Below are 26,488 nucleotides of genomic sequence, written 5' to 3' on the forward strand. Positions count from 1 at the left end.
CGGTCTCAGGCCTGCCGGACCATGCGCAGGAACTCGTCCCGCGTGCGGCCATCGTCGCGGATCACGCCCAGCAGGCGGCTGGTCGACAGCATCGAGCCGGGGGTGTCGACGCCGCGCAGGGTCATGCAGCTGTGCTCGGCCTCGATGACCACGCCGACGCCCAGGGGATCCAGCACGTCCTGGATGGTCTGGGCGATGTCGGCGGTCAGCTTTTCCTGGATCTGCAGGCGCTTGGCGAAGCCGCGCACCACCCGGGCCAGCTTGGAAATGCCCACCACCCGGTTGCGCGGCAGATAGCCCACATGGGCCCGGCCGATCACCGGCAGCATGTGGTGCTCGCAGAAACTGACAACCCGGATATTGGACAGCACGATCAGGTCCTCATAGCCGCCGACTTCCTCGAAGGTACGCTCGAGATGGCTGCGCGGATCCTCGCCATAGCCACTGAACAGCTCGGCATAGGAACGCGCCACCCGGGCCGGGGTGTCCAGCAGGCCTTCGCGCGACGGATCGTCGCCCGCCCATTCGATCAGCACGCGCACGGCCGCCTCGGCCTCGGCCTGGCTGGGGCGCGACGGGGTATGGGGATGGGGATGGAGCTCGTGGCAGGCGAGAGAGGAATTGCCGTGAATCTTGCTCGCCATGCCGTTCTCTCCGCGCCGATCACCGGGCCTAGGAGCGGGGTTCTATATCTCACTTGAGATATAGAAAAGCGGAGAGTTGGCGAACGCGACGAATGGCCGTCAGGCCGGTGCGCGAACCGCATAGGCCCGCACGAAGGCCTCGCTGACCGTGCGGGCCAGATCCTCGGTCGACAGCGGCCGCACGTGGGTTCCGTTCAGCTGGTCCTGGTGCAGACAGGCCACCAGCAGCGGCGACAGCAGCATCAGGCCGGCCGCCCGGGCGTCGGCCTGGATCATGTCGCCGCGGCGCATGTGCTCTTCCAGGCGGGCTTCCAGCACCTGCAGAGTCGGCTCGACAATATGGTTCAGGGCCGAGGCGCCGATCTCCGGGTCCAGGAACCCTTCGGCCAGGCTGACGGCGAAGATGTCGCCCAGCTTGACCGGGCGCGGCGCCTGCAGGGCCCGGATCAGGGCCTCGGCATAGCCCTGGATCGACTCGGCGAACGGCCGGTCGGAGCTGCGCTGGGCGTCCAGGCCCTCGCGGCCCACCCGCAGACAATCGGCCAGCACCGCGTCGACCACCGCCTGACGGCCGCCGAAATAGTGCCGCAGGGTCGGAACGCTGACCTCGGCGGCCCCGGCCAGATCGCGCAGGCTGGGACGCGCCGCCTGCCGCCGCATCAGGCGCGCGGTCATCTTGGTCAGCAGATCACGCCGCTTGGTCTCGTGATCGGCGGCCAGGGAGCCCTTGGGTCTCGACACCGTGATTGTCCTCGTGCGCGCCACCCGTAACGCGAAGGCGCGGCGGCGGCAATCTGGGCGGGGTTACACAGGCGCGACGTCGCGACCTCGCGCGGAAAACCGCCGATGGTGTGGGAAGGGTCGCGGAGCGTCCGGGCCTCGCCCGGATGAGGGGGTAGTGAATACCGTTTCGACGAAGACGAACGCTCCGCGTGATCGTTATCCCTCTGGCCGGGGCGCGCGGGTCTTGTTCAACCCTATGCCCCACCCGGGCTTTGCCCTCCTCGCGACAGACCCAGCCTTGGGCTGCAGCCACGCCGATTCCGGAGGAACCCGGAGCGAACCTTCGGACGGGCGGAGGCCTTGGCTTGCCCCCGATAGGCGGGTTTACGTCACCCGCCCTCACTCCCGCTCGATCACCCCTGAAAGCCGCAACGGTCGCCGTACGTGCGCCCTTCCCGTGCTGTCAGGTGAGATTGATTATGCGGGCGGTTTCAGCGCGTCTGATTGGCGCGATCAAGTTTTTTACAAGCGGTTGATTAGGCTGGGTTTTGTTCTGGAAACTACGGGGATTGAGGGCGGTCTATCCCCGTACGCCCAACCCTCTCCCAGAGGGAGAGGGAGGGACCCACGCTTGCGTGGGAGGGTGAGGGGTTACGCCGTCAGCCGTCCTGGCGCCCCTGCCCTGTCCGGAAGGGCTTCGCAAACCCCTCATCCTCCCACGCCTGCGGCGCGGGCCCCTCCTTCTCCCTATGGGAGAAGGTTTCGTTCTGGCGCCCCGCACCCTTCGCGCCGAAGGGAGCCCTCCCTTCATCTCACGGCGAGACGATCGCCGAACTGTCCAGGTCACTCAAGGCCGGCCCTCCGGGCCGCCGCGGAGCGGCCGGTCGCAGACCGGGCCTTGACTGACCTGGACAGTTCGGCACGCTGCTGCCTCCAAGAGATGAATGGCTGGCTCTGCGCGAGGGCGCGCTAGTTTCTGAAGCGAGCTTCTATGTCATCCAGCCAGGACAGGTCGCAGTCTTTCATTTTCCGCCTAATGGGGTCGTCGGAAGAAAGTCGCTGCGACGCTTGAAAGCCGTCCAAGATACGGTTTTCCAGTTCGGCGTAGCGGCGGCGTATTGAAAAATCGCCGTCCAAAAGCATCGGGAAATAGCGGTTCACAATCTTGGCCAAGCCGATGGGCGTGTCGGCATCGCCAAGCGATTTTGCGCCCACAACATGCCTAAGAATAACAAAGCTCATTGGATTCCGAAGATTGTGAGGTTCTGAAACAAGAAGCACATATTTCGACCCGGATCGGCGCTCGAAGAGAAATTGAAACGCACACTTTCCATTTGATATCACAGTCGGATCAGATTTGCTGATTGTGAAATCTCTAGACTTTACTAAATGAGATCTGAAGTTCTCGATCAGGGCGCGCCGAACGCCTTCCATGGATGCTTCGATGTCCGAACTGGCGTTTCGATTCGTTCTCACCGCCTTGCCTGGACCAAGGCGCCAAACCACCAAGCCGGCGAAGACCGAAACCATGGCAAACGGGGCATAGAGCCCTGACGGCATATCCGGAAAGTGAGGCATGAAATCTGCTTCATCACGGGTTCAACCCATGAGCTGGTGACCAAGTCCGTGTAGCGATTGAAGGCGACGCTCAACTGAGCCGATCAACCGCCCATATAGTTTTCTATGCCGGGTCCGCCGTCACCGTGCTTCTCGCGATAGGCGTATTTTCAAGCCCGCTCCCTCGGAGGGGTAGCCCCAACTACCGCGCCACGCTCGCCCGCGCCCGCTTCAGCCCCGGCCGCGTGTTCGGCGCTCCGGCCTCGTTGGCTTCCAGCGCCGACAGCAGATCCGCCTTCAGCGCCGTGACCTTGCGCGTCTCGGTCAGTTTCCCGCCCTCGGAGGTCTGCACATAGAAGGCGTCGACCGCGCGTTCGCCATAGCCGTCGATATGGGCCGACTGGATCGACAGGCCGTTGACGGCCAGGGTCTGGGCCAGGGCGTGCAGCAGGCCCGGGCGGTCGCGGCCCGAGGCCTCGACCACGGTGGCGTCGTTGGAGGCCTCGTTGTCGACCACCACGCTCGGCGCAATCGAGAAGGCCGCCGTGCGCGACTGTTCGGCGCCGCGACGGGGCTCGAGGATCATGGTTTCGCCGCGCCCGGCGGCTTCGAGGGCGTCGGCCAGACGGCGCAGGGCGCGGGGGTTTTCGCAGCCCAGCGGGGCGCCGGTGACGTCCTGCACATAGAAGACGTCCAGCGCCTGGCCCTGGCGTGAGGTGAAGACCCGCGCGCCGACGACATTGCCGCCCAGCGACGAGATGGCCTTGGCCAGATCGGCGAACAGGCCGCGACGGTCGCGGGCCGCGACCACGATCTCGGCGGCGTTGGAGCCCGGCGTCACCTGGCCCTCGGCGGCGGCTCCGCCCTGGATGGCGGCGCGGCGGGCCAGAGCGGCGTGGTCTTTCAGTTCCTGGGTGTTGAAGGCGCTGAAATAGGCGTCCTCCATGGCGGCGGCCCAACCCTTGGCGGCGGGGTCGTCGGCGACCAGGGCGGTCCGCGCGGCCTCGGCGACGGCCTCCTGGTGGCGCTGGACGCTGGCGGCGGCGTCGCTGCCCCGTCCGCCCCGGAACACGGCCTCGGTGGCGTTATAGAGCTCGCGCAGCAGCTGGCCCTTCCAGCCGTTCCAGACCCCCGGCCCGACGGCCCGGATGTCGGCGACGGTGATCACGAGGAGGAGGCGCAGGCGCTCGGGGTTTTCGACGATGCGGGCGAAGGCAGCCACGGTGCCGGGGTCGGAGACGTCGCGCTTCTGGGCGAAGTCGCTCATGACCAGGTGGTTCTCGACCAGCCAGGCCACCAGCTCGACCTTCAGCCGGTCGACGCCCAGGCGCTCGCAGGCGCTGCGGGCTGACCGGGCCCCGGCCTTTTCCTGGCCGCCCACCCCGCCCTTGCCGGTGTCGTGCAGCAGCATGGCCAGGAACAGGGCCTCGCGGTCCTCGATCAGCGGCATGATGGAGACGGCCAGCGGATGGTCGTCGGCCAGGCGTCCGGCGGCGATGTCGCCGATCACGCCCACGGCCCGCAGGGTGTGCTCGTCCACCGTATAGGAGTGGTACATGTTGAACTGCATCTGGGCGACGATGCGGCCAAATTCCGGGACGAAGCGGCCCAGCACCCCGGCGTCGTTCATCAGGGTCAGGGTGCGGTAGCTGCGCTTGCCCCGCGCCAGCAGGTGCAGGAAGGCCGCGCAGGCGTCCTCGTCGCGGCGGACGCGCGAGGTGATCAGGGCCAGGGACCGGGTCACGGCCGTGAAGGCGTCGGGGTGCAGGTCCAGGTCGCGCTCGTCGGCGATCTTGAACAGGCGGATCAGGTTGACCGGATCGGCCTCGAACACTTCCGGTCCGTCGATATTGAGACGGCCGCCGTCCTCGTAGAAGCCGTCGACGTCCAGCGCCTTGCGCTTGGGGCGACCACCGCCGGGCAGGAAGCGGGAAATGCCCTTGGGCTCGTTCTTGAAGTGCTCGGCTTCCAGCTTGGCCGAGAAGGCGCGGGTCAGGGCCCCGACCTCCTTGGCGATCAGGAAGTAGCGCCGCATGAAGCGCTCGACCGCCGGGGCGTCGCCCCGGTCGCCATAGCCCATGCGGCGGGCGATCTCGGGCTGCAGGTCGAAGGTCAGGCGCTCTTCGGGGCGGCCGGTGGTGAAGTGCAGGTGGGCGCGCACGGCGTGCAGGAAGTCGAAGGCGCGGATGAAGGCCTTGGCCTCGCGCCGGTCGAACACTTCCAGCTTGAAGACGTCTTCCGGACGATCCACCGGGTGCAGATATTCGGCGATCCACATCAGGGTGTGCAGGTCGCGCAGGCCGCCCTTGCCCTCCTTGACGTTGGGCTCGACCATGTAGCGGCTGGCCCCTGCCCGGGCCTGGCGGTCGTCGCGTTCCTTCAGCTTGGCGGCGACGAACTGGGCGCCGGTGCCCTTCATGACGTCGTCGCGGAAGCGCTTCTTCAGCTCCTCGCCCAGGCGCTCGTCGCCGGTCAGGCGCCGGGCTTCGAGGATCGAGGTGCGGATGGTGAAGTCCTCGCGCGACAGGCGCACGCATTCCTCGACCGTGCGCGAGGCGTGGCCGACCTTGAAGCCCAGGTCCCACAGCGCATAGAGCATGAACTCGATCACGCTCTCGGCGTGGGGCGTGGTCTTGTAGGGCCGCAGGAACAGCAGATCGATGTCGCTGTAGGGCGCCAGGGTGCGCCGGCCATAGCCGCCGACGGCCAGCAGGCACAGGCGCTCGCCCTCGGTCGGGTTGCGGGCCCGGAACACGTGGACGGTGGTGAAGTCGTAGAGGGCGGTGATCACCTCGTCGGTGACGCCGCTGAGCAGACGCGAGGTCTCAAGGCCGCCGGCCCCGTTCTCCAGCCGCTCCTTGGCGATCATCCGGCCGCGAAACAGGGCCTGTTTCAGGATCTCGATGGCGCGGGCGCGCTGGGCGGCCTCGTCGCCGAGGGCGTCCAGGGCGGCGGCGGACAGACGGGCGCGCAGGGCGTGACCGTCGACGACGTGTTCCAGCGGGGTGGGGCGAAGGCGACGGGGCATGATGGGGATATGGTGTACCCGCTAAGCCTTGAGCAGTCCCTTAAGGCGATATAGCGCCTCAAGAGCTTCCCGGGGCGACATTCCGTCCACATCAAGGTCTTTCAGGGCCGCATCCACGACGCTGGGCGCCGCATGGACGGGCGCCTGAACCGCCTGGCTCATCGCAAACAGCGGCAGATCGTCGAGGCGGGCGGGTGATTCGTCCTTGGTCTCCAGGCGATCCAAGACCTCGCGGGCCCGCGCCACGACCGGTCCGGGCACGCCCGCCAGCTTGGCCACCTGCACGCCGTAGGAGCGGTCGGCCGGACCGGCGGCGGCCTCGTGCAGGAACACGAGATCGCCGTTCCACTCCTTGGCTCGCAGGGACAGGTTGGAGACGTGGTCCAGCCGTTCCTCCAGGGTCGCCAGCTCGTGATAGTGGGTGGCGAACAGGGCCCGGCAGCGGTTGGTGTCGTGCAGGGCCTCGGCGCAGGCCCAGGCGATGGCCAGGCCGTCATAGGTGGCCGTGCCCCGGCCGATCTCGTCCAGGATCACCAGGCTGCGCGGCGTGGCCTGGGTCAGGATGGCGGCGGTCTCGACCATCTCCATCATGAAGGTCGAGCGGCCCCGGGCCAGGTCGTCGCCCGCGCCGACGCGGCTGAACAGGCGGTCCACCACGCCCAGGCGGAAATGGGCGGCGGGCACGAAGCAGCCGGACTGGGCCAGGATGGCCAGCAGGGCGTTCTGGCGCAGGAAGGTCGACTTACCCGCCATGTTGGGGCCGGTGACGATCGACAGGCGCGGCCCGGTCTCGCCCGAGGCGTCCAGGCAGCAGTTGTTGGGCGTATAGGGATCGCCGGCCCGCTTGACGGCGGCCTCGACCACGGGATGGCGGGCGGCCTGGGCGTCGAAGGCCAGGGAGCGGTCGACGATCGGCCGCGTGGCCCCGCTGTCCTGCGCCCATTCGGCCAGGGCGGCGGCGACATCGAGTCTGGCCAGGGCCTCGGCGGCGATCTGGATGGCGTCGGCCAGCAGGCGGGCGACCTCGCGCCAGGTCTCGAAGGCGGCGATCTCCATGGCCAGCACCCGTTCGCCGGCCTGGGCGATGCGGGCGTCCAGATCGGCCAGCTCCACCGTGGTGAAGCGCACCTGGTTGGCCAGGGTCTGGCGGTGGATGAAGGTGGCGTTCAGCGGCGGCTGGAACAGCGGGTCGGCCTTGCCGGCCGTGGCCTCGACGAAATAGCCCAGCACGCCGTTGTGACGGATCTTCAGCGGCACGCCGCTTTCGGCGGCCAGCTGGGCCTCCAGGGCGATGATCACCTTGCGGCTGTTGTCGCGCAGGGCGCGGGCCTCATCCAGCTCCTCGCGGACCCCGGCGGCCACGAACCCGCCGTCGCGAGCCAGGGCCGGCAAGTCGGGGCCCAGCCCCGCCTCCAGCGCCGCCAGGAAGCCGCCCAGACCGTCGTGCAGGTCGGGCGTCAGGGCGCGGAAGGCGTGTTCCAGCTCGAACGGCGGCGACGACAGCGGATCGCCCGAGCTGGCGACCAGGGCGGCCAGGGTCTCGCCGATCTTCAGGGTGTCGCGGATGCAGCCCAGGTCGCGCGGCCCGCCCCGGCCCAGGGCCAGGCGCGACAGGGCGCGGGCCATGTCGCCCGAGCCCTTCAGAGTCTCGCGCAGGCGCTGGCGCAGGGGCCGGTGCTCGACGAACCACTCCACCGCGTCCAGGCGCTCGTCGATGGCGGCGGGGTCCAGCAGCGGCCGGGCCAGGCGCGAGGCCAGCAACCGCGCGCCGCCGGCGGTGACGGTGCGGTCGATAGCGGCCAGCAAGGATCCGTTGCGGTCGCCGGTCTGGGTGCGGTCGATCTCCAGGCTGCCCCGGGTGGCCGGGTCGATGGCCATGACGTCGGCGTCGGCCGCCCGGCGCGGGGCGCGCAGGGCCGGCAGCTTTCCCGCCTGGGTCATTTCCAGATGGGCGGCGATCAGGCCCAGGGCCCCGATCTCGGCCGGCGACAGCCCGCCGAAGCCATCCAGGGTGTCGACGCCGTACAGGCGCTTGACCCGCGCTTCGGACGCCTGCGGCTCCGACAGCGCCGACGGCATGGGCTGGATCAGGCCGCCGCAGATCTTCAGGGTCTGGGACAGCTGGTCGTCGGACAGCAGCCGGTCGGCGACCAGGGTCTCGGACGGGGCCAGGGCCGCCAGGATCGCGGCGACGCCGTCCTTGCTGACCGAGAACACCTCGACCTCACCGGTCGACAGCTCGACCGAGGCCACGGCCGCCTGACCCGCACGCACGGCCACGGCGGCCAGACGGTTGGCGCCCCGGGCGTCCAGCAGGCCGTCCTCGGTCAGGGTGCCGGGGGTGACCACCCGCACGATGTCGCGGCGGACGATCGACTTGGAGCCGCGCTTCCTGGCCTCGGCGGGGTCTTCCATCTGCTCGCAGACGGCGACCTTGAAGCCCTGGCGGATCAGTTTCGACAGATAGGCCTCGGCCGCGTGCTGCGGCACCCCGGCCATCGGGATCGGCTCGCCGTTGTGCGTGCCCCGGAAGGTCTGGGAGATGCCCAGGGCGGCGGCCGCCCGGATCGCGTCGTCGAAGAACAGCTCATAGAAATCGCCCATCCGGAAGAAGATCAGGGCGTCCGGCTGCCGCGCCTTCATCTCGAAGAACTGCTGCATCACCGGCGTCGCGCCGGTGGCGTCATAGGTCTGGATGGCGGGAGAGGCGGGAGCGTTCATCGCCCGGGAAACTACAGAGCGTCGCGCGTCGCGTTAAGGGGCGGCGTTAAGGTTTCTCGGGCCGGTTTCTCGATGGCCGTGTCTTGGGCAAGGCGCTGTCGGCCCGTCTCAGTTCGGCGAGGCTTCGATCAACCTCGGCGCGGCGCGCCGCTTTCCGCGCCTCATCGAACACCCTGTACTCGGTCTTGGCCCTGGCTTCGGCCTGTTCGTGGCGAACGCCGCCGCCGTGATCAAGAACCACACGCTTTAGACCCGCCAACTGCTCGTCGAGAAGCTGGGCGGCTTGCTCCATCAGAACCAGTCTGCCGATTTCAAGCTGATCGTCGAAGATATCCAGCAGGATCGTCGTCAATCGGTTGAGCTCTTTCAGTTCGGCCGGCGCGAGATAGTTCTTGGCGACAACCGCGTCGATCTGCCGGATCTCGTCCTTAGGCCAGGACTGAAGACCCATATTGGGCGCTTGCGAATCCGCCCGCGTGGCCAGCACTTCCGACGGCGTCTGGTTCACGACGGCATAGAGCAGCTTGGCCTGAGTGCGACGGTAAAACACCGACGCCGCCTGGGAGTTTGGCTCATAGTCCTGGCAAAAGGCGCAGATCCGCCGAAGCTCGGCATAGACATTGGCTTCAGAGGCCCGAATGTCGCGAACGACCTCGCGCAGTTCACGTACGCGATCCTGACCATCTGGGTCCTTGAGGCGCAGTGCGTCGACCACAAAGCCCTTGGTCGCGAACCGGACCAGCACGCTGGTCGCCCATTTTCGAAACAGCGTGGCTTGAGTGGAACTGACCCGGTAGCCGACCGAGATCACCATATCGAGGCTGTAGAGCGCGACCGGCTTGGTGGATCGAGCAATTTGCACGAAATGCAAATTGCTCGCCTCGGACAGTTCGCCATCTTCGAGGATCTTCGCAATATGCCGTGAGATCACCGAGACATCCCGGCCAAACAGCCCCGCCATCTGAGCCTGGGTCATCCACAGCGCATCGCCGTCATAGCGGAGCTCGACCCTGGGGCCGCCCTCCGTCCCGTAGATCAGGAAGCGGTGACCGGTATCCAGATCTTCGAGGAGGCGCACCGGCGCCGCGTCGTCTTGTTGCAAGGCGTGCAGTCCCCATCAAAGAATGAGAACAAGAGTAGAACAACCCTGATTTGAGCGCCACATCAAAATCGTGCGGCCAGAGCGTGACCGGCGCTGAAACCGGCTTCCACTTTCGGCGCAACATCTAGGCAATTGCCGACCGTCGAGACTTCGTGCCAGATCGCCCTCAGGTTGGGGGTTGAACATGTCTGCATCCAAAGCGGCCGTCGCCGTTCCGGAGCGCCCCGCTGTCATGGGCCGCTACAAGCCCGACTGGCTGGAGAAGCCGACGGGCGACGACATGGAATGGGCCTATCCGGCCCATGCCCAGCGTCACGGGATCGAGGGCAAGGCGGTGATCAAGTGCCAGGTCGGTCCCGACGGCCGCCTGGGAAACTGCCAGGTGATCTCGGAAGCCCCGAAGGGCGAGGATTTCGGCGTCGCGGCCGTCGCCCTGTCCCAGAAGTTCCGGATGCTGCCGCCGCCCGCCGACTATGCGGCCAAGACGCCCGAGGTGACGATCCCAATCGTATTCCAGATGCCGCAGGACAGCTGGTCTCGGCTCAGGACAGCGACCGCCGCGCTGCCCAAAGGCGTCGAGCCGTCGCTCGCGCCGCTCGATTCGGGCGATATGCTGTTGATCGCGGGCGTGGGGGCGATCGCCTTCGCGCTACTGGCGCTGGTGTTCTCGGTCGCGGGTAGACGCGGCCACCACCTCTAGCTTCCCGTAACCTCGTCCCAGAACCGCTTGGCCTTGCCGACGAAGTTGGCCGACTTGGGGTTCTGCTTGTCGTCGCACAGGCCGGCCAGCTCCTTGAGGAGCTCCTTTTGCCGGGCCGACAGGTGGGTCGGGGTTTCGACGAACAGTTCCACCACCAGGTCGCCGCGCTGGCGGCTGCGCAGGGACGGCATGCCCCGGCCCTTGAGGCGGACGGTCTTGCCGGTCTGGGCGCCTTCGGGAACCTTGACGGGGATCTTGCAGGTCCCGTCGCATTCCTCGCCGCCCATCAGGCAGGGGGCGTCGATCTCGCCGCCGAGCGCGGCCACGGTCATCGGCACGGGAACCGTGCAGAGCAGGTCCAGGCCATCGCGCTCGAACAGCTCGTGCGGGATCACCGACAGGAAGATGTAGAGATCGCCGCGCGGGCCGCTGCGGGCTCCGGCGTCGCCTTCGCCCGACAGGCGGATGCGGGCGCCGTCATCGACGCCGGCGGGGATACGCACCGACAGGATGCGCTCGCGGCGCACCTGGCCGTGGCCGTTGCAGGCCTGGCAGGGATCCAGCACCAGCCGGCCCGAACCACCGCAGCGGGGGCAGCCGCGCTCGACCGCGAAGAAGCCCTGCGTCGCCCGCACGCGGCCATGGCCGCCGCAGGTGCCGCAGACCGTCGGGCTGGTGCCGGCCTTGGCGCCCGAGCCGTCGCAGACCTCGCAGGTGATGGCGGCGGGAACCTTGATCTCGACCTCGGCGCCGGCATAGGCCTGCTCCAGGGTGATCTCCAGATCGTAGCGCAGGTCCTGGCCGCGCTGGGGACCGTTCGACTGGCGACGACCGCCGCCGAACATCTCGCCGAACACGTCGCCAAAGACGTCGTTGAAGATGTCGCTGGCGTCGCCGCCGAAGCCGCCCTGGCCGCCGCCACCACCGCCGCCATTGACGCCGGCATGGCCGAAACGGTCATAGGCCGCGCGCTTCTGGGGATCGGACAGAACCGAATAGGCCTCGTTGATTTCCTTGAAGCGGCCAGAAGCGTCCTCGCAGCCGCCATTGCGGTCGGGATGGTGCTCCATCGCCAGCTTGCGGAACGCGGACTTCAGGCCCGCGTCGTCGGCGGTCCGGGTCACGCCCAGGATTTCGTAATAGTCGCGCATCGTCAGCGTCTGGCGCTCAAAAGGCCCACGGGAGAGGCGTTGATAGGAAGACAGGTGGGATGGCGCGGGGTGAGGCGCAAGGCGTCACGTGCGCGCGGGCAGGCGATCGCGGCCGCGGAACGATCAGAGTGGAAACGTTCCGCGGCGCGCGCATGGCGAACTAGTTCGCCGGCTTGTTTTCGTCGACTTCCTCGAACTCGGCGTCGACGACGCCATCGTCCGCGGCGGCGTCGTCGCCTTCGCCAGAGCCCTGCTGGGCGGCGTACATCGCCTCACCCAGCTTCATCGAGGCCTGACGCAGGGCGTCGGTCTTGGCCTTGATCAGGTCGACGTCTTCGCCTTCCAGAGCCGTCTTCAGGTCGGTCAGGCCGGTCTCGATGGCGACCTTGTCGTCGCCCGAGACCTTGTCGCCGTGCTCGGCCATGGCCTTTTCCGTGGCGTGGACCGTGGCCTCGCCCTGGTTCTTGGCCTCGACCAGCGCCTTCTTCTTCTCGTCGCCGGCCTTGTTGGCTTCGGCTTCCTTGACCATGCGCTCGATGTCCGCGTCGCTCAGGCCGCCGTTGGCCTGGATGCGGATCGAGTGCTCCTTGTTGGTCGCCTTGTCCTTGGCGTGGACATTGACGATGCCGTTGGCGTCGATGTCGAAGGTGACCTCGATCTGCGGGATGCCGCGCGGGGCCGGCGGAATGCCCTGCAGGTCGAACTGACCCAGGAACTTGTTGTCGACGGCCATCGGACGCTCGCCCTGGAAGGCGCGGATCGTCACGGCCGACTGGTTGTCGTCAGCGGTCGAGAAGGTCTGCGAGCGCTTGGTCGGGATGGTGGTGTTGCGTTCGATCAGCGGGGTGAACACGCCGCCCAGGGTTTCGATGCCCAGGGTCAGGGGGGTCACGTCCAGCAGCAGCACGTCCTTGACGTCGCCTTGCAGAACGCCGGCCTGAACGGCGGCGCCCAGGGCCACGACTTCGTCAGGGTTCACACCCTTGTGCGGCTCGCGGCCGAAGAAGTCCTGCACCGCCTGCTGGACCTTGGGCATGCGGCTCATGCCGCCGACCAGGATCACTTCGTCGATGTCGCTCTTCTTGAGGCCGGCGTCCTTCAGGGCCTGTTCGCACGGACCGATGGTGCGGGCGATCAGGTCTTCGACCAGGGCTTCCAGCTTGGAGCGCGACAGCTTGATGTTCAGGTGCAGCGGGCCCGACGCGTTCATCGAGATGAAGGGCAGGTTCACTTCGTACTGAGCGGTGCTGGACAGTTCCTTCTTGGCCTTTTCGGCCTCTTCGCGAAGGCGCTGCAGGGCCAGCTTGTCCTTGCGCAGGTCGACGCCCTGCTCCTTCTTGAACTCGTCGGCCAGGTAGTCGACGATCCGAAGGTCGAAGTCCTCGCCGCCCAGGAAGGTGTCGCCGTTGGTCGCCTTCACTTCGAAGACGCCGTCGCCGATTTCCAGAACCGAGACGTCGAACGTGCCGCCGCCCAGGTCATAGACGGCGATCTTCTTGCCGTCGTTCTTGTCCAGGCCATAGGCCAGGGCGGCCGCGGTCGGCTCGTTGATGATGCGCAGGACTTCCAGGCCGGCGATCTTGCCGGCGTCCTTGGTCGCCTGACGCTGGGCGTCGTTGAAATAGGCCGGAACGGTGATCACGGCCTTGGTCACCGGCTCGCCCAGATGGGTCTCGGCGGCTTCCTTCATCTTCTGCAGGATGAAGGCGGAGACTTCCTGCGGGCTGTAGTCCTTGCCCTGGGCCTTGACCCAGGCGTCGCCGGTCGGACCCTTGACGATGTCATAGGGGACCATCGCCTTGTCCTTCTCGACCACGGGGTCGGAAGCGGTGCGGCCGATCAGGCGCTTGATGGCGAACAGCGTGTTGGTGGGGTTGGTGACGGCCTGACGCTTGGCGGGCTGGCCGACCAGGCGCTCGCCGTCCTCGAGGAACGCAACCACCGACGGGGTGGTGCGGGCGCCCTCGGCGTTCTCGATCACCTTGGGGGTCTTGCCGTCCATGATGGCCACGCACGAATTCGTGGTGCCAAGGTCGATACCAATAATCTTGCTCATATTACGAACCTGTCGCTCCTGAATGGCGGACGGCGGTGACAAGGGCCTTAGACGCAAGCGCCCCGGTTTTTCTCGCTCCGTCCCCGTCTGGTCGAACTTCCTAACGGTTGATCCAATCCTGCCCGTCCCGACCAGGGCCGAGTGGGCAGAGTGCGTTCCCCGAAGTTGACGAGCCCGTCAACCCCGCTTGAAGCCGATATGGGGGATACGCGCCGCCCCGCAAGCCCATTCCCTCATCTTGAGAAGGGGAATCTTCGGGTCGGTCACGGAAAATGGCCGCGCCAGACCGGCGCGGCCACCATCAGTACTTTACAAGTGTGGCGTTCAGCCGCCGGTCTTTTTCACCCAGGCGGTGATCGCCGGCAGGCGGTTCTGGCGGATGCCGGCCCGGTTGAGCACCGAAGCCGCCGCCGTCTCGGCCTCCTTGCGCGAACCTTCCGCCAGGTTGGCGGCGGCGTAGGCCCGGATCTTCTCGGCCATGGCCGGGTTCGAGGAGCCGGCGCCCAGACCCGGGATGAACCGGGTGCGCGAGCTGGAATCGACCTTCTCGTTGACCGCGTCCCTGTTGGCCACGGCCCAGTCGAAGACCATGTCCGGGTGACCGCCGGCCACGCGCGAGATCATCGTGCTGGACAGGGTTTCGCCCGGCTCGGCCGTCAGGGCCAGGTCCAGCGCCTTCTGGGCCAGGGCGTCGTCCTGGCTGGAGGCCAGCAGCGAATAGAGCTGCGCGCGGATCAGCGGGGTCTTTTCGGCCTGGGCCTGGGCGCGGATAAGATCCCAGGTGGCGGCGTCGGCATGCTGGGCCACCACGGACTGGATCACCTTGCGCAGCGGGCCGGGGATAGCCGAAGGATCGGTCTTGTCGGCGGCGAAGCGGCGGTTGGCCTCCGCGACCACCGCCGCATCCCCCATGCGACCCAGGGCGCCGATCAGTTCGCCGCGCAGGATGGCGACCGTGTCGGGCTCGCCCGCCCTGGGCGTCCAGCCGACCGACGCCAGCATCGGGTTCAGGCGGGCCAGGGCCACCTTCCGGAACGCGGCGCGTTCGGCGGGCATGCCCTCATAGTAGCCATCGATGGCGCCAAAGACGCTGGCGATCTTCGACAGCACCTGCGGCTCGGCCGTGGCCGGGGCGGCGCTGGCCAGATCCAGGAAGTCGGTCGCGGGCTGATAGCCCGACAGACCCATCGACCAGACGTCGGACATCACGCCCAACTGGTCGATGGCCGGCAGGCCGGCGAAGCTGGCCACCACGCCGCTGAAGCGGGTCGGGCCGTACAGGGTGCGGAAATAGCCGCTCTGGCCGGCGTTGACGATCACGGGACCGCAGCCGTCGACCGTGACCGAGCCCTTGCCGCCCGTCACCAGCGTCTTGGCCTCGCCGCCGCCGACCGCCTTGACCGTGACCGGCACGCGCCAGGTCAGGGCCTTCTTGTCCGGCAGATCCTTGCTGAACTCGCCCTGGGTCAGGGACAGGGTGGTCTTGCCGGCCGCGCAGGTCGCGTCCGTCACGGTGATCAGCGGCACGCCCGGCTGCAGGGTGAAGTCATGAGCGATATCGGTGATCGGCTTGCCGGCGGCGGCCTCGATCTCACGCCACAGGTCATCGCTGACCGTGTTCTTGTGGGCGTGCTTCTTCATGTAGGTGCGCACGCCGGCGCGCCAGGCGTCGGCGCCGACATAGGCCTCGAGCATGCGGATGACCGCCTCGCCCTTCTGATAGGTGATGCCGTCAAAGGCCTGGCTGGCCTGCTCGACGGTCTCGACGTGCTGGACCACCGGGTGGGTGGTCTGCAGGGCGTCCAGGCTCATGGCGTATTCACGGCCGCCCACGGCGTTCAGGGCCGAATTCCATTCGGGGTGGAAGTGCTCGGTGGCCCGACCTTCCATCCACGAGGCGAAGCCCTCGTTCAGCCACAGGTCGTCCCACCAGGCCATGGTGACCAGGTCGCCGAACCACTGGTGGGCCATCTCGTGGGCCACGGTGGTGAAGACCCCCTGGGCGTCCCTCTGGCTCGAGATCTTCGGGTCCAGCAGCAGGGCGTATTCGAAATAGAAGATCGCGCCCCAGTTCTCCATGGCGCTGAAGAACTGGCTGCGGCCGGGCGCGGCGATGTTGTCCAGGGCCGGCAGCGGATAGGGCGTGCCGAAATAGTCGTTGAACCACGGCAGCAGGTCGCCGGCCGACTTCAGGGCGAACTGCGCCTTGGGGATGTCGCCCTTCTTGGTGACCACGCCGACATCGACGCCGGCCGCCTTGACCGTGGCGCGGTCAAACTCGCCCAGGCCGAAGAACAGCAGATAGGTCGACATCTTCGGCGACCGGGCGAACTTGACCAGGGTCTTGCCGCCGCCGAGGTCGGTGCTCTTTTCGATCGGCATGTTGCCCAGGGCCATCTGGCCGGTCGGGACCGTGGCCTCGACGCTGTAGGTGGCCTTGTAGAAGGGCTCGTCCCACGAGGGGATGAAGCGGCGAGCGTCGGAATTTTCGAACTGGGTGTAGATCGCGCGCTTCTTGCCGGCCTCGGTCTCGTAGTCGAGGGCGAACAGGCCGGCGGCCTGCTTGTAGATCTTGCCGGCATAGTCGATCGACAGAACGTACTTGCCCTTGGCCAGGGTCCTGGCGAACGTGAAGGCGGCGGTCTGGGCCTCCTCGTCGATCTTGATGGTCGCCGGGCCGATCTTCGCCCCGTTGGGGCCGGTCAGGTCGGCGCCGGCGAAGGTCAGGTCGGCGGCCTGCAGGGTGATGGTGTTGGTGGCCTCGACCACCTCGACGGAGATCTTCACCTTGCCGGTGAAGGTCAGGTTCTCGACGTCGGGCGTGAAGGCCAGGTCATAGTGCGAAGGAACGACGGTGCGCGGCAGCTGGGTGGTGACGGTCGCGGCGGTGGCGCCCGGAGAGACGGCGGCCGGGGCGGCGAAGGCGCCGTTGGCGGCGAGAAGAAGCACGGCGGCGGCCGCGGAGGACAAAAGACGACGCATGTACGGCCCTAAAATGGAAAATTCCGGCGGCCAAGTCGGCCAGCGGCGCAAACCAACACCTTCCGTCCGGTTCCGGCGCGTTAAATCTGCGTAATGATCCAGCCGCTCTCCGTTGTTCCCGGTTTCGACCTGTGGCCCGGCCTGCTGTCACAGCAGACCCAGGCCGAGCTGGTCGCCGCGGTGTTCGAGGCCGCGAAGGCCGCGCCGTTCGCCCACTACGCCACGGCCTATGGCAAGGCGATGAGCGTCGGCATGACCAGTTTCGGCCCCCTGGGCTGGACCAGCGACGCCGGCGGCTATCGCTATGCCGAGCACCATCCCGGGACGGGCGCGCCCTGGCCGGCCATGCCCCGGGCTCTGCTCGACCTGTGGGCCGCCCTGGGCGATCCCGACACGCCGCCGGACGCCTGCCTGATCAACCTCTATCGCGGCGACGCCCGCATGGGCCTGCACCAGGACCGCGACGAGGCCGACCCCCGCTTTCCGGTGCTGTCGATCTCGCTGGGCGACACGGCGGTCTTCCGGATCGGCGGAACCTCGCGCAAGGACCCGACCCGCAGCCTGAAACTGGCCTCGGGCGATGTGTGCCGGCTGGCGGGTCCGGCGCGGCTGGCGTTCCACGGCGTGGACCGGACCATCCCGGGCTCGTCGAGCCTGGTGCCCGATGGCGGACGGATCAATCTGACGCTGCGTCGGGCCCTGCCGGCCTAGGCCCAGACCCCCGCGCGCACCAGCAGGTCGGGCAGATCGTCCGGCCACACCTGCTCGACGGTCGATCGCAAGTCCGAGGCCGACCACCAGCGATGCTCGGCCATGACTTCGCGTTCCAGTTCGGTCCATCGCGCGGACGAGAGGTCGAACGCCGCTACGCGGACCAGGAAGAAGCGCTCGTCAGCCGTCACCGTCTCACCCTCCGGCGTGCGGAACTCCACCTGGCGGCGGGCGACCTGAGGGCCGGGATCGTCGATGGCGAAGCCGCTCTCTTCAAGCAGCTCCCGACGCGCGGCGTCTTCGTAGCTCTCGCCGGGATCCAGGCCTCCGCCTGGCGTCGCCCAGAACACCTGCCCCGCCAATGGTCCGGATTTGTGCGCGAACCGGAACAGCAGAAGCCGGTCATCGGGGTCGATCACCAGCAGGCGGGATGAAGGCCGTTCACGCATCCTCTCATCCTAGTTCGTAGCGGCGAAACGACCACGAAAAAGGGGCCGCCCTGCTGGACGGCCCCTTCAATGCTTGATCCGTGACCCTACGGAAACCGGTTACCCGGCCCGCGACGACCTAGCCGCGCAGCTTGCGGGCCAGAACCTCCAGGTCGTGGTTCAGGGCGCTGTCGTCGACGCGCAGGGCCTCGATGCGGCGCACGGCGTGCAGGACCGTGGTGTGGTCGCGACCGCCGAACCGGCGACCGATGTCCGGCAGCGAGCGCGTCGTCAGTTGCTTGGCCAGCCACATGGCCGCCTGGCGCGGACGGGCGATGGCGCGGTTGCGGCGCTCGGACAGCAGGTCGGCCTGTTTCATGCCGTAGTGGTCGGCGGTGGCCTTCTGGATGTCGTCGATGGTGATGCGCTTCTCGCCCGACCGCAGGTGCGGACGCAGGATGGCCTGGACCTCGTCCAGGGTCAGGCGCGACAGGCCCTCGCCGGCCCGGGCCGACAGGGTGTTGAGCGCGCCTTCCAGCTCGCGGACGCTGTCGGTGAACCGGTCGGCCAGGAACTGCAGCACGTCCGGCCGCATGGTCGGGTCCGAGCCGTGCGCGGCCGACAGGGTCTGGATCTTGCGCTCCAGAATGCCCATCCGCAGCGAGCGGTCGGCCGGCTCGAGGCCGCAGACCAGGCCCGCCGACAGGTGCGAGCGCAGGTGAGCGTCCATCTCGGTCATGGCCGAGGGCGGACGGTCCGACGAGAACACGACGCGGCGGCCTTCCTCGACCAGGGCGGTCAGGGTGTGGAACAGCTCTTCCTGGGTCGACTGCTTGCCGGCGATGAAATGCACATCGTCGATGATCAGCAGGTCGGCGGCGCGCAGCTCTTCCTTGAAGGCGGCCGTCTGGCGATCCATCACGGCGCGCACGAAGGTCGACAGGAAGCGCTCGGCGGTCAGATAGACCACGCGCTTGGTCGGGGCCTGACGCATGGCCTCCCAGGCCAGGGCGTTGAGCAGGTGGGTTTTGCCAAAGCCGTAGGGGCCGTGGAACAGGACGGGATTGAAGTGGCCGTCAGCCCAGCTCGCCACCCGGCGGGCCACGGCGTGGGCGAATTCGTTGGCGGGACCGGGGACGAAGGTCTCGAACGTGAAGCGTTCCTGCAGGCCCTGGGTGCGCGAGGGCTTGCCGGTCGGCACCGGGGCCAGGCTGGGGGCGTCGGTGGAGACGGGCAGGACGATCTCGATCGGCTCGGCCTTGGCGGCGTCGACATAGGCGCCGGCCGAGGCTTCGAATTCCAGGCGCGACTTCAGGTCGATGCGACGCGCGGTCGGATCATTGGCGGTCCACAGCTCGCCGATGCGACGCCAGGCGCTGCGACGGATCCAGTCGCGGGCGATCCCGGTCGGGGTGACCAGAACCACATCCCCAGAAGGACCTTCACGCAACAGAGCCGGCGCGATCCACGACCCGAAGGCCGCATCGCCCAGCTCGCGCTTCAGCGCCACGCAGACCTTGTGCCAGACACCGCCGGCCGGCTCGCAGGCAACCGCTGGAATCGCAGCCGAAAAGTCCTGGCTCGCCACCCCACCCTTGATCGTCATCAGTCCACCGCCTCGTACAAAAACCCGCTCGCAAGCCTGCCGCCCGCCCCCCATGGCGAAACGACCGGTTTTCTCAACGCGCACAGAGGCTTAGTCAGCAGAACACATGGTTTCTGCCGCCGCTGGTTTTCCAAAGACTGGAAGAGCGCTGAGACGCCTAAACTAGCCAGCCGACCCTGCTGGTCAAACGGAAAACTTGCGTCCGATCGCGGATATTTCTGTTGACTCGCGAGAGCCCCTCGCCTGGCAAGGGAATAGTTAAGTCCGGCATTTTTCGGACGTTGTTATTTTAACAAAGCGTGCAGTTGAGCGCAAAGCAAAAGCCGGTTGGATTGCTCCAACCGGCTCTTGTAAATACTTGAATTTCTTGGACGAACCTGGTTCGTCCAGAATCTGGACTAGGCGGCGGCCTTGTCCAGCTTCTTCAACCGAGCGGCCAGGCGCGACACCTTGCGCGAACCCGTGTTCGGATGAACCACGCCCTTGGAAACGGCGCGCATCAGTTCCGACTGAGCCTCGATAAAGGCGGCCTTGGCGACGGCGGCGTCGCCGGCCGCCAGGGCGTCTTCGAACTTGCGGAGGAACGTGCGCACGCGCGAACGGCGAGCGGTGTTCACCTCGGTGCGGCGGGCGATCTTGCGGATCGCTTTCTTGGCGCCGGGATTATTGGCCATAGGTAGGACCTTCAAACGGACAGCCGCGCGGGACAGCCGCGAAGCAGGGAAAATCTTGAGCGCGCGGATATACGGGAAGCAGGTAGATCGGTCAACGGCTGTCGAAAAGGATTTGCCCCGGGGTGCGACGACCGGTCGCGCCCCGGCTTCAGCGGCCCTTAAACGTCGGTTTACGTTTGTCGACGAACGCCGCCATCCCCTCCTTCTGATCCTCGAAGGCGAACAGCGAGTGGAACAGGCGCCGCTCCAGCGCCACGCCGGTGGTCAGGGTGGTCTCATAGGCGGCCAGGACCAGTTCCTTGTTCATGGCCACGGCCAGGGGCGATTGGCCGGCGATCTTGCCGGCGATGGCCAGGACCTCGCCCAGCAGCATGTCGGCCGGGAAGATCCGGCTGACCAGGCCTGACCGCTCGGCCTCCTCGGCCCCCATCATCCGGCCAGTGAGGATCATGTCCATGGCCTTGGACTTGCCGACGAAGCGGGTCAGGCGCTGGGTGCCGCCGATGCCGGGCGCGACGCCCAGATTGATCTCGGGCTGGCCGAACTTGGCGGTGTCGGCGGCGATGATGAAGTCGCACATCATCGCCAGTTCGCAGCCGCCGCCCAGGGCGTAGCCGGACACGGCGGCGATGATCGGCTTGCGGCACTGCTCGACCGCGCGGGCCCCGGCGGTGAAGAAGTCGGCCTTGAACATCTCCGCATACGACTTGTCCGACATCTCCTTGATGTCGGCGCCGGCCGCGAACGCCTTGGCCGAGCCGGTCAGCACGATGCAGCCCACGCTGTCGTCGGCCTGAGCCTCGCCCAGGGCCACGGCCAGCTCGCCCAGCAGCTGGGCGTTCAGGGCGTTCAGCGCCTCGGGCCGGTTCAGCCGGATCAGGACGACGCCGGCGGCGCCCTCCGGTGCGGTTTCGACGATCAGGGTCTGGTAGGCCACGCGCGACACTCCTTGTGATGCGCGGCTTTTATAGAGCGCGTCGCGCGGAAGGGGAGCCCCGCACGGCGAAGCTCGCGCATCGGTGAACCCGAGGAACGGCCCGGTCGCCGGACCGTTTGATCTCCAGCATCAGGAGAAGCCCCATGGCCGAGCGCGACGACATCTACGATCCGACCACCCCCGAGGCGAACCACAACATCCAGCAGGGCGGCGGCGTCGGGGCCCGTGACTTGGCGCGACAGGAGGAGCCGACCGAGATCGTCCCCGAGAACGACACGGATGACGCGCCGACCGAAGCGATCGGCCTCGCCCATCCGGTGGAGTGACCTGCCGCCCCGAACCCGCGCGCCTACTTCAACGGCAGGAACAGCTCCGCCGCCGCGCCCTGCTCCGGACCGTCCAGGATGAAGCGCTGGCAGTAGAGGGGGAAGTCGCGCATCTCCTCGCCGCTGGCCGGCAGCCAGTCGCGGTAGAGATAGAGCGCGGCGGGCTCCAGATTGTGGGTGTCGCCGGTCACGCGCAGGACCGCGCAGCGGCCGCCGGGAATTTCGCCCACCCTGACCGTCTCGTCCGCGGACTCGATGGCCTGGCCTGCGCCAAGGCCGACGCAGAGATCCATTCTGTAGTCGGCGGCGTCGGCCGGGCGCCGTTCGGAATGCCAGATATTGAAAGTCGGGCTGGTCCTGGGCGACAATCCGGCGGCTTTGCGCCAGGCGATGAATTTCTGGATGGTGGCGTCGAGGGTCGCCGGATCGCCCCGATGTTCGAACATCGCCACGCGGGTCGGCGCCACCTCGCGGAGGGTCACCTGATCGGATGTAAAGGTCTGCTGCATGATCCTGCTCCTGGCTGAGTTGAGCGGCCCGAAGGCCGCAAGCCACGGCTCCCAGTCAGGCGATTTCCGGAAACGCGACGGCGACTGCCTAAACCTCTGCCGAAAGGCGCGGGCGAAGGCGTCGGGCGTCTCGTAGCCGGCGTCCAGGGCGATATCCGTCACGCTTGGCCCCTGCCCGTCCGCCAGCCGCTTGGAGGCCTGACGCATCCGCGCCAGCTGGACATAGCGATGCAGGGACAGCCCGAAGGTCGCCTTGAACTGCCTGTGGAAATGGAATTTGGAAAACGCGGCAACGCTGCTCATCGCGTCCAGGTCCAGATCGCCGTCCAGATGCCGGTCGATATGATCCAGCACCCTCTGCATCCGGGCATGGTAGTGTTCGAGCGCCGCCGTCATCGTCCTCATCCGTCGTGGTGATCCCAGCTTGCTGCCCGAGACCGCCCCGCGCTCGACCGATCTTGCGGTTTGAAGCCGGGACCAGGACCCTGGCGTCGCTCAGTCCGACCTCGACCGTCCGCCCAAAGCCTCTATCGCCGCCTGCTCCGCCGGCCAATGGTCGAAAGCCATCAGGATCTGCTGGGCGGTGGCGTCGGCGATCACCACGCCGTCCTCCCGGCGAAACTCGGCGCGGGCGGTGATCAGCTGCCGGGTCTGGGCCACGATGCGAGCCTCGATGGCGAGGGGATGGCTGCGTCCCACCCTCAGGAAGGTCATCTGCAGGTTCACCGTCCGGAACAGGCGATCATGCGGAACCACCGTCATGGCCGCGAAGGCCAGGATCTGATCGGCTAGCGCCGCCAGATAGCCCCCGAACAGCGAGCCGTCGGCGGTGGCGAGCTCCGGGCTCGGGCTCCAGGACTTGCGCACCCAGCCTTCGCCCCAGTCGTCGATCAGGCCCAGCTTCAGGGTCTGAACGATCGGCGGCGCGGTGGCGTCCCCCGCCTTCAGAGCGTTCAATCGATCCGTGGCCCATGTCATGCTGTCCTCCCGCAAGGTTGTCGGCGGCAAGGCTAGGGCGTCGGCGCGGGCCCTGTTACTCGACTTCCAGGGCGGCGCCGATCCGGAGGGTTCCTGAATGACAGCCGTTGAAAAGGCTCGCAAAACGCCCCGCCAGCCGCGCGCCCGGACGACCGTGGACTATATTCTGGAAGCCGCAACTCAGGTTCTGGAGGCGACCGGCGAGGCCGGCTTCAACACCAATGCGGTGGCCCAGCGCGCCGGCGTCAGCATCGGCGCCCTCTATCGCTACTTCCCTGACAAGCAGGCGATCCTGCAGGCCCTGGCCCAGCGCGAGACCGAGGCGCACCGGCGCGCCGTGATGGCGGTGGTCGAGGGCGGCGCGCCGGGCCTGGCGCGGGATCGGGCGATGATCCGCGCCTTCGTCCAGGCCTTCGCCGGCCGCAGCCGGGCGCGGCGCATCGCCATGTCCAGCCTGCTGGCCACGGCCGACCACGGCGAACTGGCCGCGCGGTTCGCGGCGGCGGAAACCGGCCTGACCGACGCCGAGGGCCGGCCTCTGACACCCGTCCAGGCCTTCGTGCTCAGCCGCGCGGTGCAGGGCGCCATGCGGGCTGCAGTGCTGGAGGGCGCCGACTTCCTGCTGAGCCCGGAGTTCGAGGACGAGCTGGTGCGGCTCAGCCGGGCCTATCTGGGCTATCCGGCGGGCGGCCGGGCGCGGGGCGGCCTTCGCGCCGAAGGGAGCCATCCTTAAATCTCACGGCGAGACGATCGCCGGAGTGGAAAGGTCTCTCAAGCAGCTGTGATGGCGGTCAAGTCTGAGCTCCAGGCTGATCTGGATTTGCGGATGGCGTTTAGGGTGACGATGAGCCTTCGCATGCAGGCGACGATGGCGACCTTGGGCGGCTTTCCGGCCGTGCGGAGGTGCTGGTAGGCGACCTTGAGAACAGGATTGCAGCGGATGGCGCTGAGGGTGGCCATGTAGAGGACGGACCGGACGCCGGGGCGCCCGCCCCAGACGGAGCGGGTTCCGCGCATCTTGCCTGAGTCGCGGTTGAAGGGCGCGACGCCGACCAGGGCGGCGATCTGTCGGCTGTTGAGCTGGCCCAGCTCCGGCATCTCGGCGATGAGCGTTCGCGCCAGTACGGGGCCGACGCCGGGCACGGAGCGGAGCAGCTCATCGTCGGCGCGCCAGGCGGGGCTCTGGCGGATCAGGCGGTCGAGGTCATCATCGGCGCCTTTGATCTCGCCATCGATGAAGGCCAGGTGGCGCTCCACGCCGGCGCGGACGGCTGGGCTGAGATGCATCTCCAGCCGGTTCTTCTCGGCCTTGCGCATGGCCAGAAGCTGGCGTCGGCGCACGACCAAGTCTCTGAGCACGCTGGCGTCTTCGTCCCGCAATGGTCGCGGCTCGGGTTGGATGGCCAGGCCGAAGGCGGCCAGAACATCGGCGTCGATGCGGTCGGTCTTGGCCAGGCGGCCGCTGGCCCTGGCGAAGTCGCGGACTTGGCGGGGATTGACCACCGCCACGGCCAGCCCGGCGCCTGCGAGGGCGGCGACGGCGTCGCGCTCGTAGCCGCCGGTGGCCTCGACCACCACCAGCCTGGGCTTCCTGCGCGCCATCCAGGCGACGAGCTTGTCCAGGTCGCCCGAAGAAATATTGAGGCGATCGCCCGAGGGGGCGATCGCCGCGTCTATGTGATGCTTGGCGATATCGACGCCTGCGTAGATGGGTTGAGAAGTCATGGGCTCCTGCCTCGTGCATGCGGGGTCGGCCGAGAGGCCGCCTCAGTCAGCTGTTCGGAGTGTCACAACACGCATGACCGGCGCCCAAGCTTGAGACGGGATCTGGTCGCAGGGACGAACGACGGGCTACCGGCCACACGGCGATCAAACCTCACGATCCGACCGCTTGTCCATCATACGAGGACGACGCTCCGCGTCGCCGCGACGCGGCCGCCGGAGGCGGTCCTTGACAGACCTTTCCACTCCGGCACGCTGCAGCTTCCAAGAGATTTAAGGATGAGCGGGACGCGGGGCGTCCGCTTTCTGGGGCCGTCGCAGCTTTGCCAGGGCACTTAAACGACGCCGGATTGCCATGATTGCAACCCCGGCCAAACCAAGACCCGCCAGCGACATCATTGCATTGGCCTGCTTGTCCTCACCGTCAGTCCTGATGTCGACGATCATCTCACCGTCCATCGTCAGGCCATAGATGCGAGACCCTATCACCTGCATCTCGATGTTCTCGGGCTCGGGCCAACGGGGCAACGCCTTCCACTTGGCCAAGCCAGGGCAATTGCTGCGCTGGCGACGCTCCGGTCCACACAGATAATAGTAGCTCTGACCGTCCGGCATGATGACGCGCCGGGTCTCCGACCGGATCTCGGCCGGCTTTCCTGACACCAGCGTCGTTTCGAACCCGCGGGACAGGCCGCCGGATGTGTAGGGATGAAGAGCGACGGTGAGAAGCGCCACAGCCATCGGCGGCGCTATGGCCCAGGTCGCCAACTCCGCATGCAAACGCCCTGTACGCGCGGCTCGACGTCTCAAGGGCCCCTCACCCAGACGCCGGTGGAGCACGACGGCGACGATTCCTGCGACCACGGCGGCGGCGCTCGAAATTGTGAGGAGCGCGGAACCGGACATGAAGCCAAATATCATCGCCGCAATGGCCGTGAACGTGCAGAACATGGTGTTCTGCATCCAGGTCCTTCTTGCCTGCACTGAGCGGGGCGGGGATTTGCGCAAGGGGCCGGGCTCCGCCTCTAAACCTGACACACCGGACAAAAGAACGTCGACCGCCCCGCCTGGACCTCCCGCGCGATCACGCCCTTGCACCCGACCATCGGACAAGCCTCGCCCTCGCGGTCGTAAACCCGGAAGCGGTGCTGGAAATAGCCCAGGGCGCCGTCGGCGGCGGCGAAGTCCTTCAGGGTGGAGCCGCCCACCTCGACGGCCTCGGCCAGGACGTCCTTGATGATGGTCGTCAGGGGCCCCAGCCGCTTGCCGGCGATCAGGCCCGAGGGCTTGAACGGCGAGATGCCCGCCCGGTGCAGGGCCTCGCACACATAGATATTGCCCAGGCCCGCGACGGTCTTCTGGTCCAGCAGCAGGGTCTTGGGCCCCTGCTTGCGACCGGCGAAGGCCTTGACCAGGGTCTGGGGCGTGAAATCCTCGCCCAGGGGCTCGGGGCCCATGGTCGCGAACCACGGATGGCGGTCGACCTGGTCGGTGGCGATCAGGTCCATGAACCCGAAGCGCCGGGGGTCATGATAGGTGACCACCGCCCCCGCTTCCGTCTCGAAGACGACGTGGGCGTGCTTGTCGTCGGGTTTGACCTCGCGGGCGAAGTCGCCGGGGCGGATGGTCCCCTCAGGGGCGGCGATCTCGAAGCGCCCGGTCATGCCCAGGTGCATCACCAAGGTGTCGCCGCGATCCAGCGGGGCCAGCAGATATTTGGCGCGGCGGTCCAGCCGCAGGATCCTGGCTCCCGTCAGCCGCTGGACGAAACCCTCGGGCAGGGGAAAGCGCAGGTCGGGCCGGTTGGCGCGCACGCGGCTCAGGCGCGCGCCGGTCAAGGTCGGTTCAAGGCCGCGCCGGACGGTCTCGACTTCGGGCAATTCAGGCAAGGGCGGCCTCAAGAAGGTGACGCGACGCAGCGCGCGGTCTAAGA

The 26,488-nt window shown here is 67.5% G+C and carries 22 protein-coding genes; 4 read left to right on the plus strand and 18 right to left on the minus strand.

Annotated elements, in window-relative coordinates; all coding sequences use genetic code 11:
* Nucleotides 1-5: 5 nt before the first annotated feature.
* The 6 genes from folE to rhuM form a co-directional block, all read right to left on the minus strand.
* On the minus strand, nt 6-644 hold the full coding sequence (folE, locus tag ACW17V_RS19520) for a GTP cyclohydrolase I FolE (protein WP_492106684.1): 639 nt from the start codon (nt 642-644) through the stop codon (nt 6-8).
* A gap of 99 nt (nt 645-743) precedes the next feature.
* On the minus strand, nt 744-1,385 hold the full coding sequence (locus ACW17V_RS19525) for a TetR/AcrR family transcriptional regulator (protein ID WP_492106685.1): 642 nt from the start codon (nt 1,383-1,385) through the stop codon (nt 744-746).
* Between the two features lie 951 nt (nt 1,386-2,336).
* The gene (locus ACW17V_RS19530; protein ID WP_492106686.1) at nt 2,337-2,945 is read right to left on the minus strand and encodes a hypothetical protein; all 609 of its coding nucleotides are present in this window, start codon (nt 2,943-2,945) and stop codon (nt 2,337-2,339) included.
* Between the two features lie 181 nt (nt 2,946-3,126).
* A complete protein-coding gene (locus ACW17V_RS19535) occupies nt 3,127-5,952 on the minus strand; it encodes a [protein-PII] uridylyltransferase (protein ID WP_492106687.1) in 2,826 nt (941 codons plus the stop codon).
* Between the two features lie 21 nt (nt 5,953-5,973).
* Nucleotides 5,974-8,673, minus strand: coding sequence for a DNA mismatch repair protein MutS (mutS, locus tag ACW17V_RS19540; protein ID WP_492106688.1), 2,700 nt, complete (start codon nt 8,671-8,673; stop codon nt 5,974-5,976).
* 46 nt (nt 8,674-8,719) lie between these two features.
* Nucleotides 8,720-9,775, minus strand: a complete 1,056-nt coding sequence (gene rhuM, locus ACW17V_RS19545) for a RhuM family protein (protein WP_492106689.1) — start codon at nt 9,773-9,775, stop codon at nt 8,720-8,722.
* 184 nt (nt 9,776-9,959) lie between these two features.
* Here rhuM and ACW17V_RS19550 point away from each other — a divergent pair, with 184 nt between their 5' ends.
* Nucleotides 9,960-10,475: an energy transducer TonB gene (locus ACW17V_RS19550; RefSeq protein ID WP_492106690.1), complete on the plus strand. Its 516-nt coding sequence runs from the start codon at nt 9,960-9,962 to the stop codon at nt 10,473-10,475.
* Here ACW17V_RS19550 and dnaJ read toward each other — a convergent pair.
* From dnaJ to ACW17V_RS19565, 3 genes are all read right to left on the minus strand, one after another.
* The gene (dnaJ, locus tag ACW17V_RS19555) at nt 10,472-11,626 is read right to left on the minus strand and encodes a molecular chaperone DnaJ (RefSeq protein WP_492106691.1); all 1,155 of its coding nucleotides are present in this window, start codon (nt 11,624-11,626) and stop codon (nt 10,472-10,474) included. The genes ACW17V_RS19550 and dnaJ overlap by 4 nt on opposite strands.
* Nucleotides 11,627-11,786: 160 nt before the next feature.
* Nucleotides 11,787-13,682, minus strand: coding sequence for a molecular chaperone DnaK (gene dnaK, locus ACW17V_RS19560; protein WP_492106692.1), 1,896 nt, complete (start codon nt 13,680-13,682; stop codon nt 11,787-11,789).
* Nucleotides 13,683-14,006: 324 nt separating this feature from the next.
* Nucleotides 14,007-16,664 (minus strand): M1 family metallopeptidase, encoded by a 2,658-nt coding sequence (locus ACW17V_RS19565; protein WP_492106693.1) that lies wholly within the window; start codon nt 16,662-16,664, stop codon nt 14,007-14,009.
* Nucleotides 16,665-16,757: 93 nt separating this feature from the next.
* On the opposite strand from ACW17V_RS19565, the gene ACW17V_RS19570 reads away from it, so the two are divergent.
* Nucleotides 16,758-17,375 carry an alpha-ketoglutarate-dependent dioxygenase AlkB gene (locus tag ACW17V_RS19570; RefSeq protein WP_492106694.1) on the plus strand — a complete coding sequence of 206 codons (618 nt, stop codon included), beginning with the start codon at nt 16,758-16,760 and terminating at the stop codon, nt 17,373-17,375.
* Here the strand turns inward: ACW17V_RS19570 and ACW17V_RS19575 are convergent.
* From ACW17V_RS19575 to ACW17V_RS19590, 4 genes are all read right to left on the minus strand, one after another.
* Nucleotides 17,372-17,824, minus strand: coding sequence for an NUDIX hydrolase (locus ACW17V_RS19575; RefSeq protein WP_492106695.1), 453 nt, complete (start codon nt 17,822-17,824; stop codon nt 17,372-17,374). The genes ACW17V_RS19570 and ACW17V_RS19575 overlap by 4 nt on opposite strands.
* Before the next feature lie 118 nt (nt 17,825-17,942).
* Nucleotides 17,943-19,409, minus strand: coding sequence for a chromosomal replication initiator protein DnaA (dnaA, locus tag ACW17V_RS19580; RefSeq protein ID WP_492106696.1), 1,467 nt, complete (start codon nt 19,407-19,409; stop codon nt 17,943-17,945).
* A 398-nt stretch (nt 19,410-19,807) separates the two neighbouring features.
* Nucleotides 19,808-20,083, minus strand: a complete 276-nt coding sequence (rpsT, locus tag ACW17V_RS19585; RefSeq protein WP_492106697.1) for a 30S ribosomal protein S20 — start codon at nt 20,081-20,083, stop codon at nt 19,808-19,810.
* A 148-nt stretch (nt 20,084-20,231) separates the two neighbouring features.
* Complete coding sequence (locus ACW17V_RS19590; RefSeq protein WP_492106698.1) at nt 20,232-21,020, minus strand: enoyl-CoA hydratase; 789 nt, start codon at nt 21,018-21,020, stop codon at nt 20,232-20,234.
* Nucleotides 21,021-21,163: 143 nt separating this feature from the next.
* Between ACW17V_RS19590 and ACW17V_RS19595 the strand changes: the two genes are divergently transcribed.
* Entirely contained in the window at nt 21,164-21,346 is a 183-nt protein-coding gene (locus ACW17V_RS19595; protein WP_492106699.1) for a hypothetical protein, read from the plus strand.
* A 23-nt stretch (nt 21,347-21,369) separates the two neighbouring features.
* Here ACW17V_RS19595 and ACW17V_RS19600 read toward each other — a convergent pair whose 3' ends face one another.
* Together ACW17V_RS19600 and ACW17V_RS19605 are read right to left on the minus strand one after the other, a co-directional pair.
* Nucleotides 21,370-22,251, minus strand: coding sequence for an AraC family transcriptional regulator (locus tag ACW17V_RS19600; protein ID WP_492106700.1), 882 nt, complete (start codon nt 22,249-22,251; stop codon nt 21,370-21,372).
* A gap of 99 nt (nt 22,252-22,350) precedes the next feature.
* The gene (locus ACW17V_RS19605; RefSeq protein ID WP_492106701.1) at nt 22,351-22,833 is read right to left on the minus strand and encodes a PaaI family thioesterase; all 483 of its coding nucleotides are present in this window, start codon (nt 22,831-22,833) and stop codon (nt 22,351-22,353) included.
* A 97-nt stretch (nt 22,834-22,930) separates the two neighbouring features.
* Between ACW17V_RS19605 and ACW17V_RS19610 the strand changes: the two genes are divergently transcribed.
* Complete coding sequence (locus ACW17V_RS19610; RefSeq protein ID WP_492106702.1) at nt 22,931-23,566, plus strand: TetR/AcrR family transcriptional regulator; 636 nt, start codon at nt 22,931-22,933, stop codon at nt 23,564-23,566.
* A gap of 38 nt (nt 23,567-23,604) precedes the next feature.
* Here the strand turns inward: ACW17V_RS19610 and ACW17V_RS19615 are convergent, their stop codons facing one another.
* From ACW17V_RS19615 to mutM, 3 genes are all read right to left on the minus strand, one after another.
* On the minus strand, nt 23,605-24,558 hold the full coding sequence (locus ACW17V_RS19615; RefSeq protein WP_492106256.1) for an IS110 family RNA-guided transposase: 954 nt from the start codon (nt 24,556-24,558) through the stop codon (nt 23,605-23,607).
* Nucleotides 24,559-24,828: 270 nt separating this feature from the next.
* The gene (locus tag ACW17V_RS19620; RefSeq protein ID WP_492106703.1) at nt 24,829-25,518 is read right to left on the minus strand and encodes a hypothetical protein; all 690 of its coding nucleotides are present in this window, start codon (nt 25,516-25,518) and stop codon (nt 24,829-24,831) included.
* Between the two features lie 62 nt (nt 25,519-25,580).
* Nucleotides 25,581-26,444: a bifunctional DNA-formamidopyrimidine glycosylase/DNA-(apurinic or apyrimidinic site) lyase gene (gene mutM, locus ACW17V_RS19625; protein ID WP_492106704.1), complete on the minus strand. Its 864-nt coding sequence runs from the start codon at nt 26,442-26,444 to the stop codon at nt 25,581-25,583.
* Nucleotides 26,445-26,488 lie beyond the last annotated feature (44 nt).

This window comes from Caulobacter sp. FV2ye17ST, assembly GCF_058680955.1.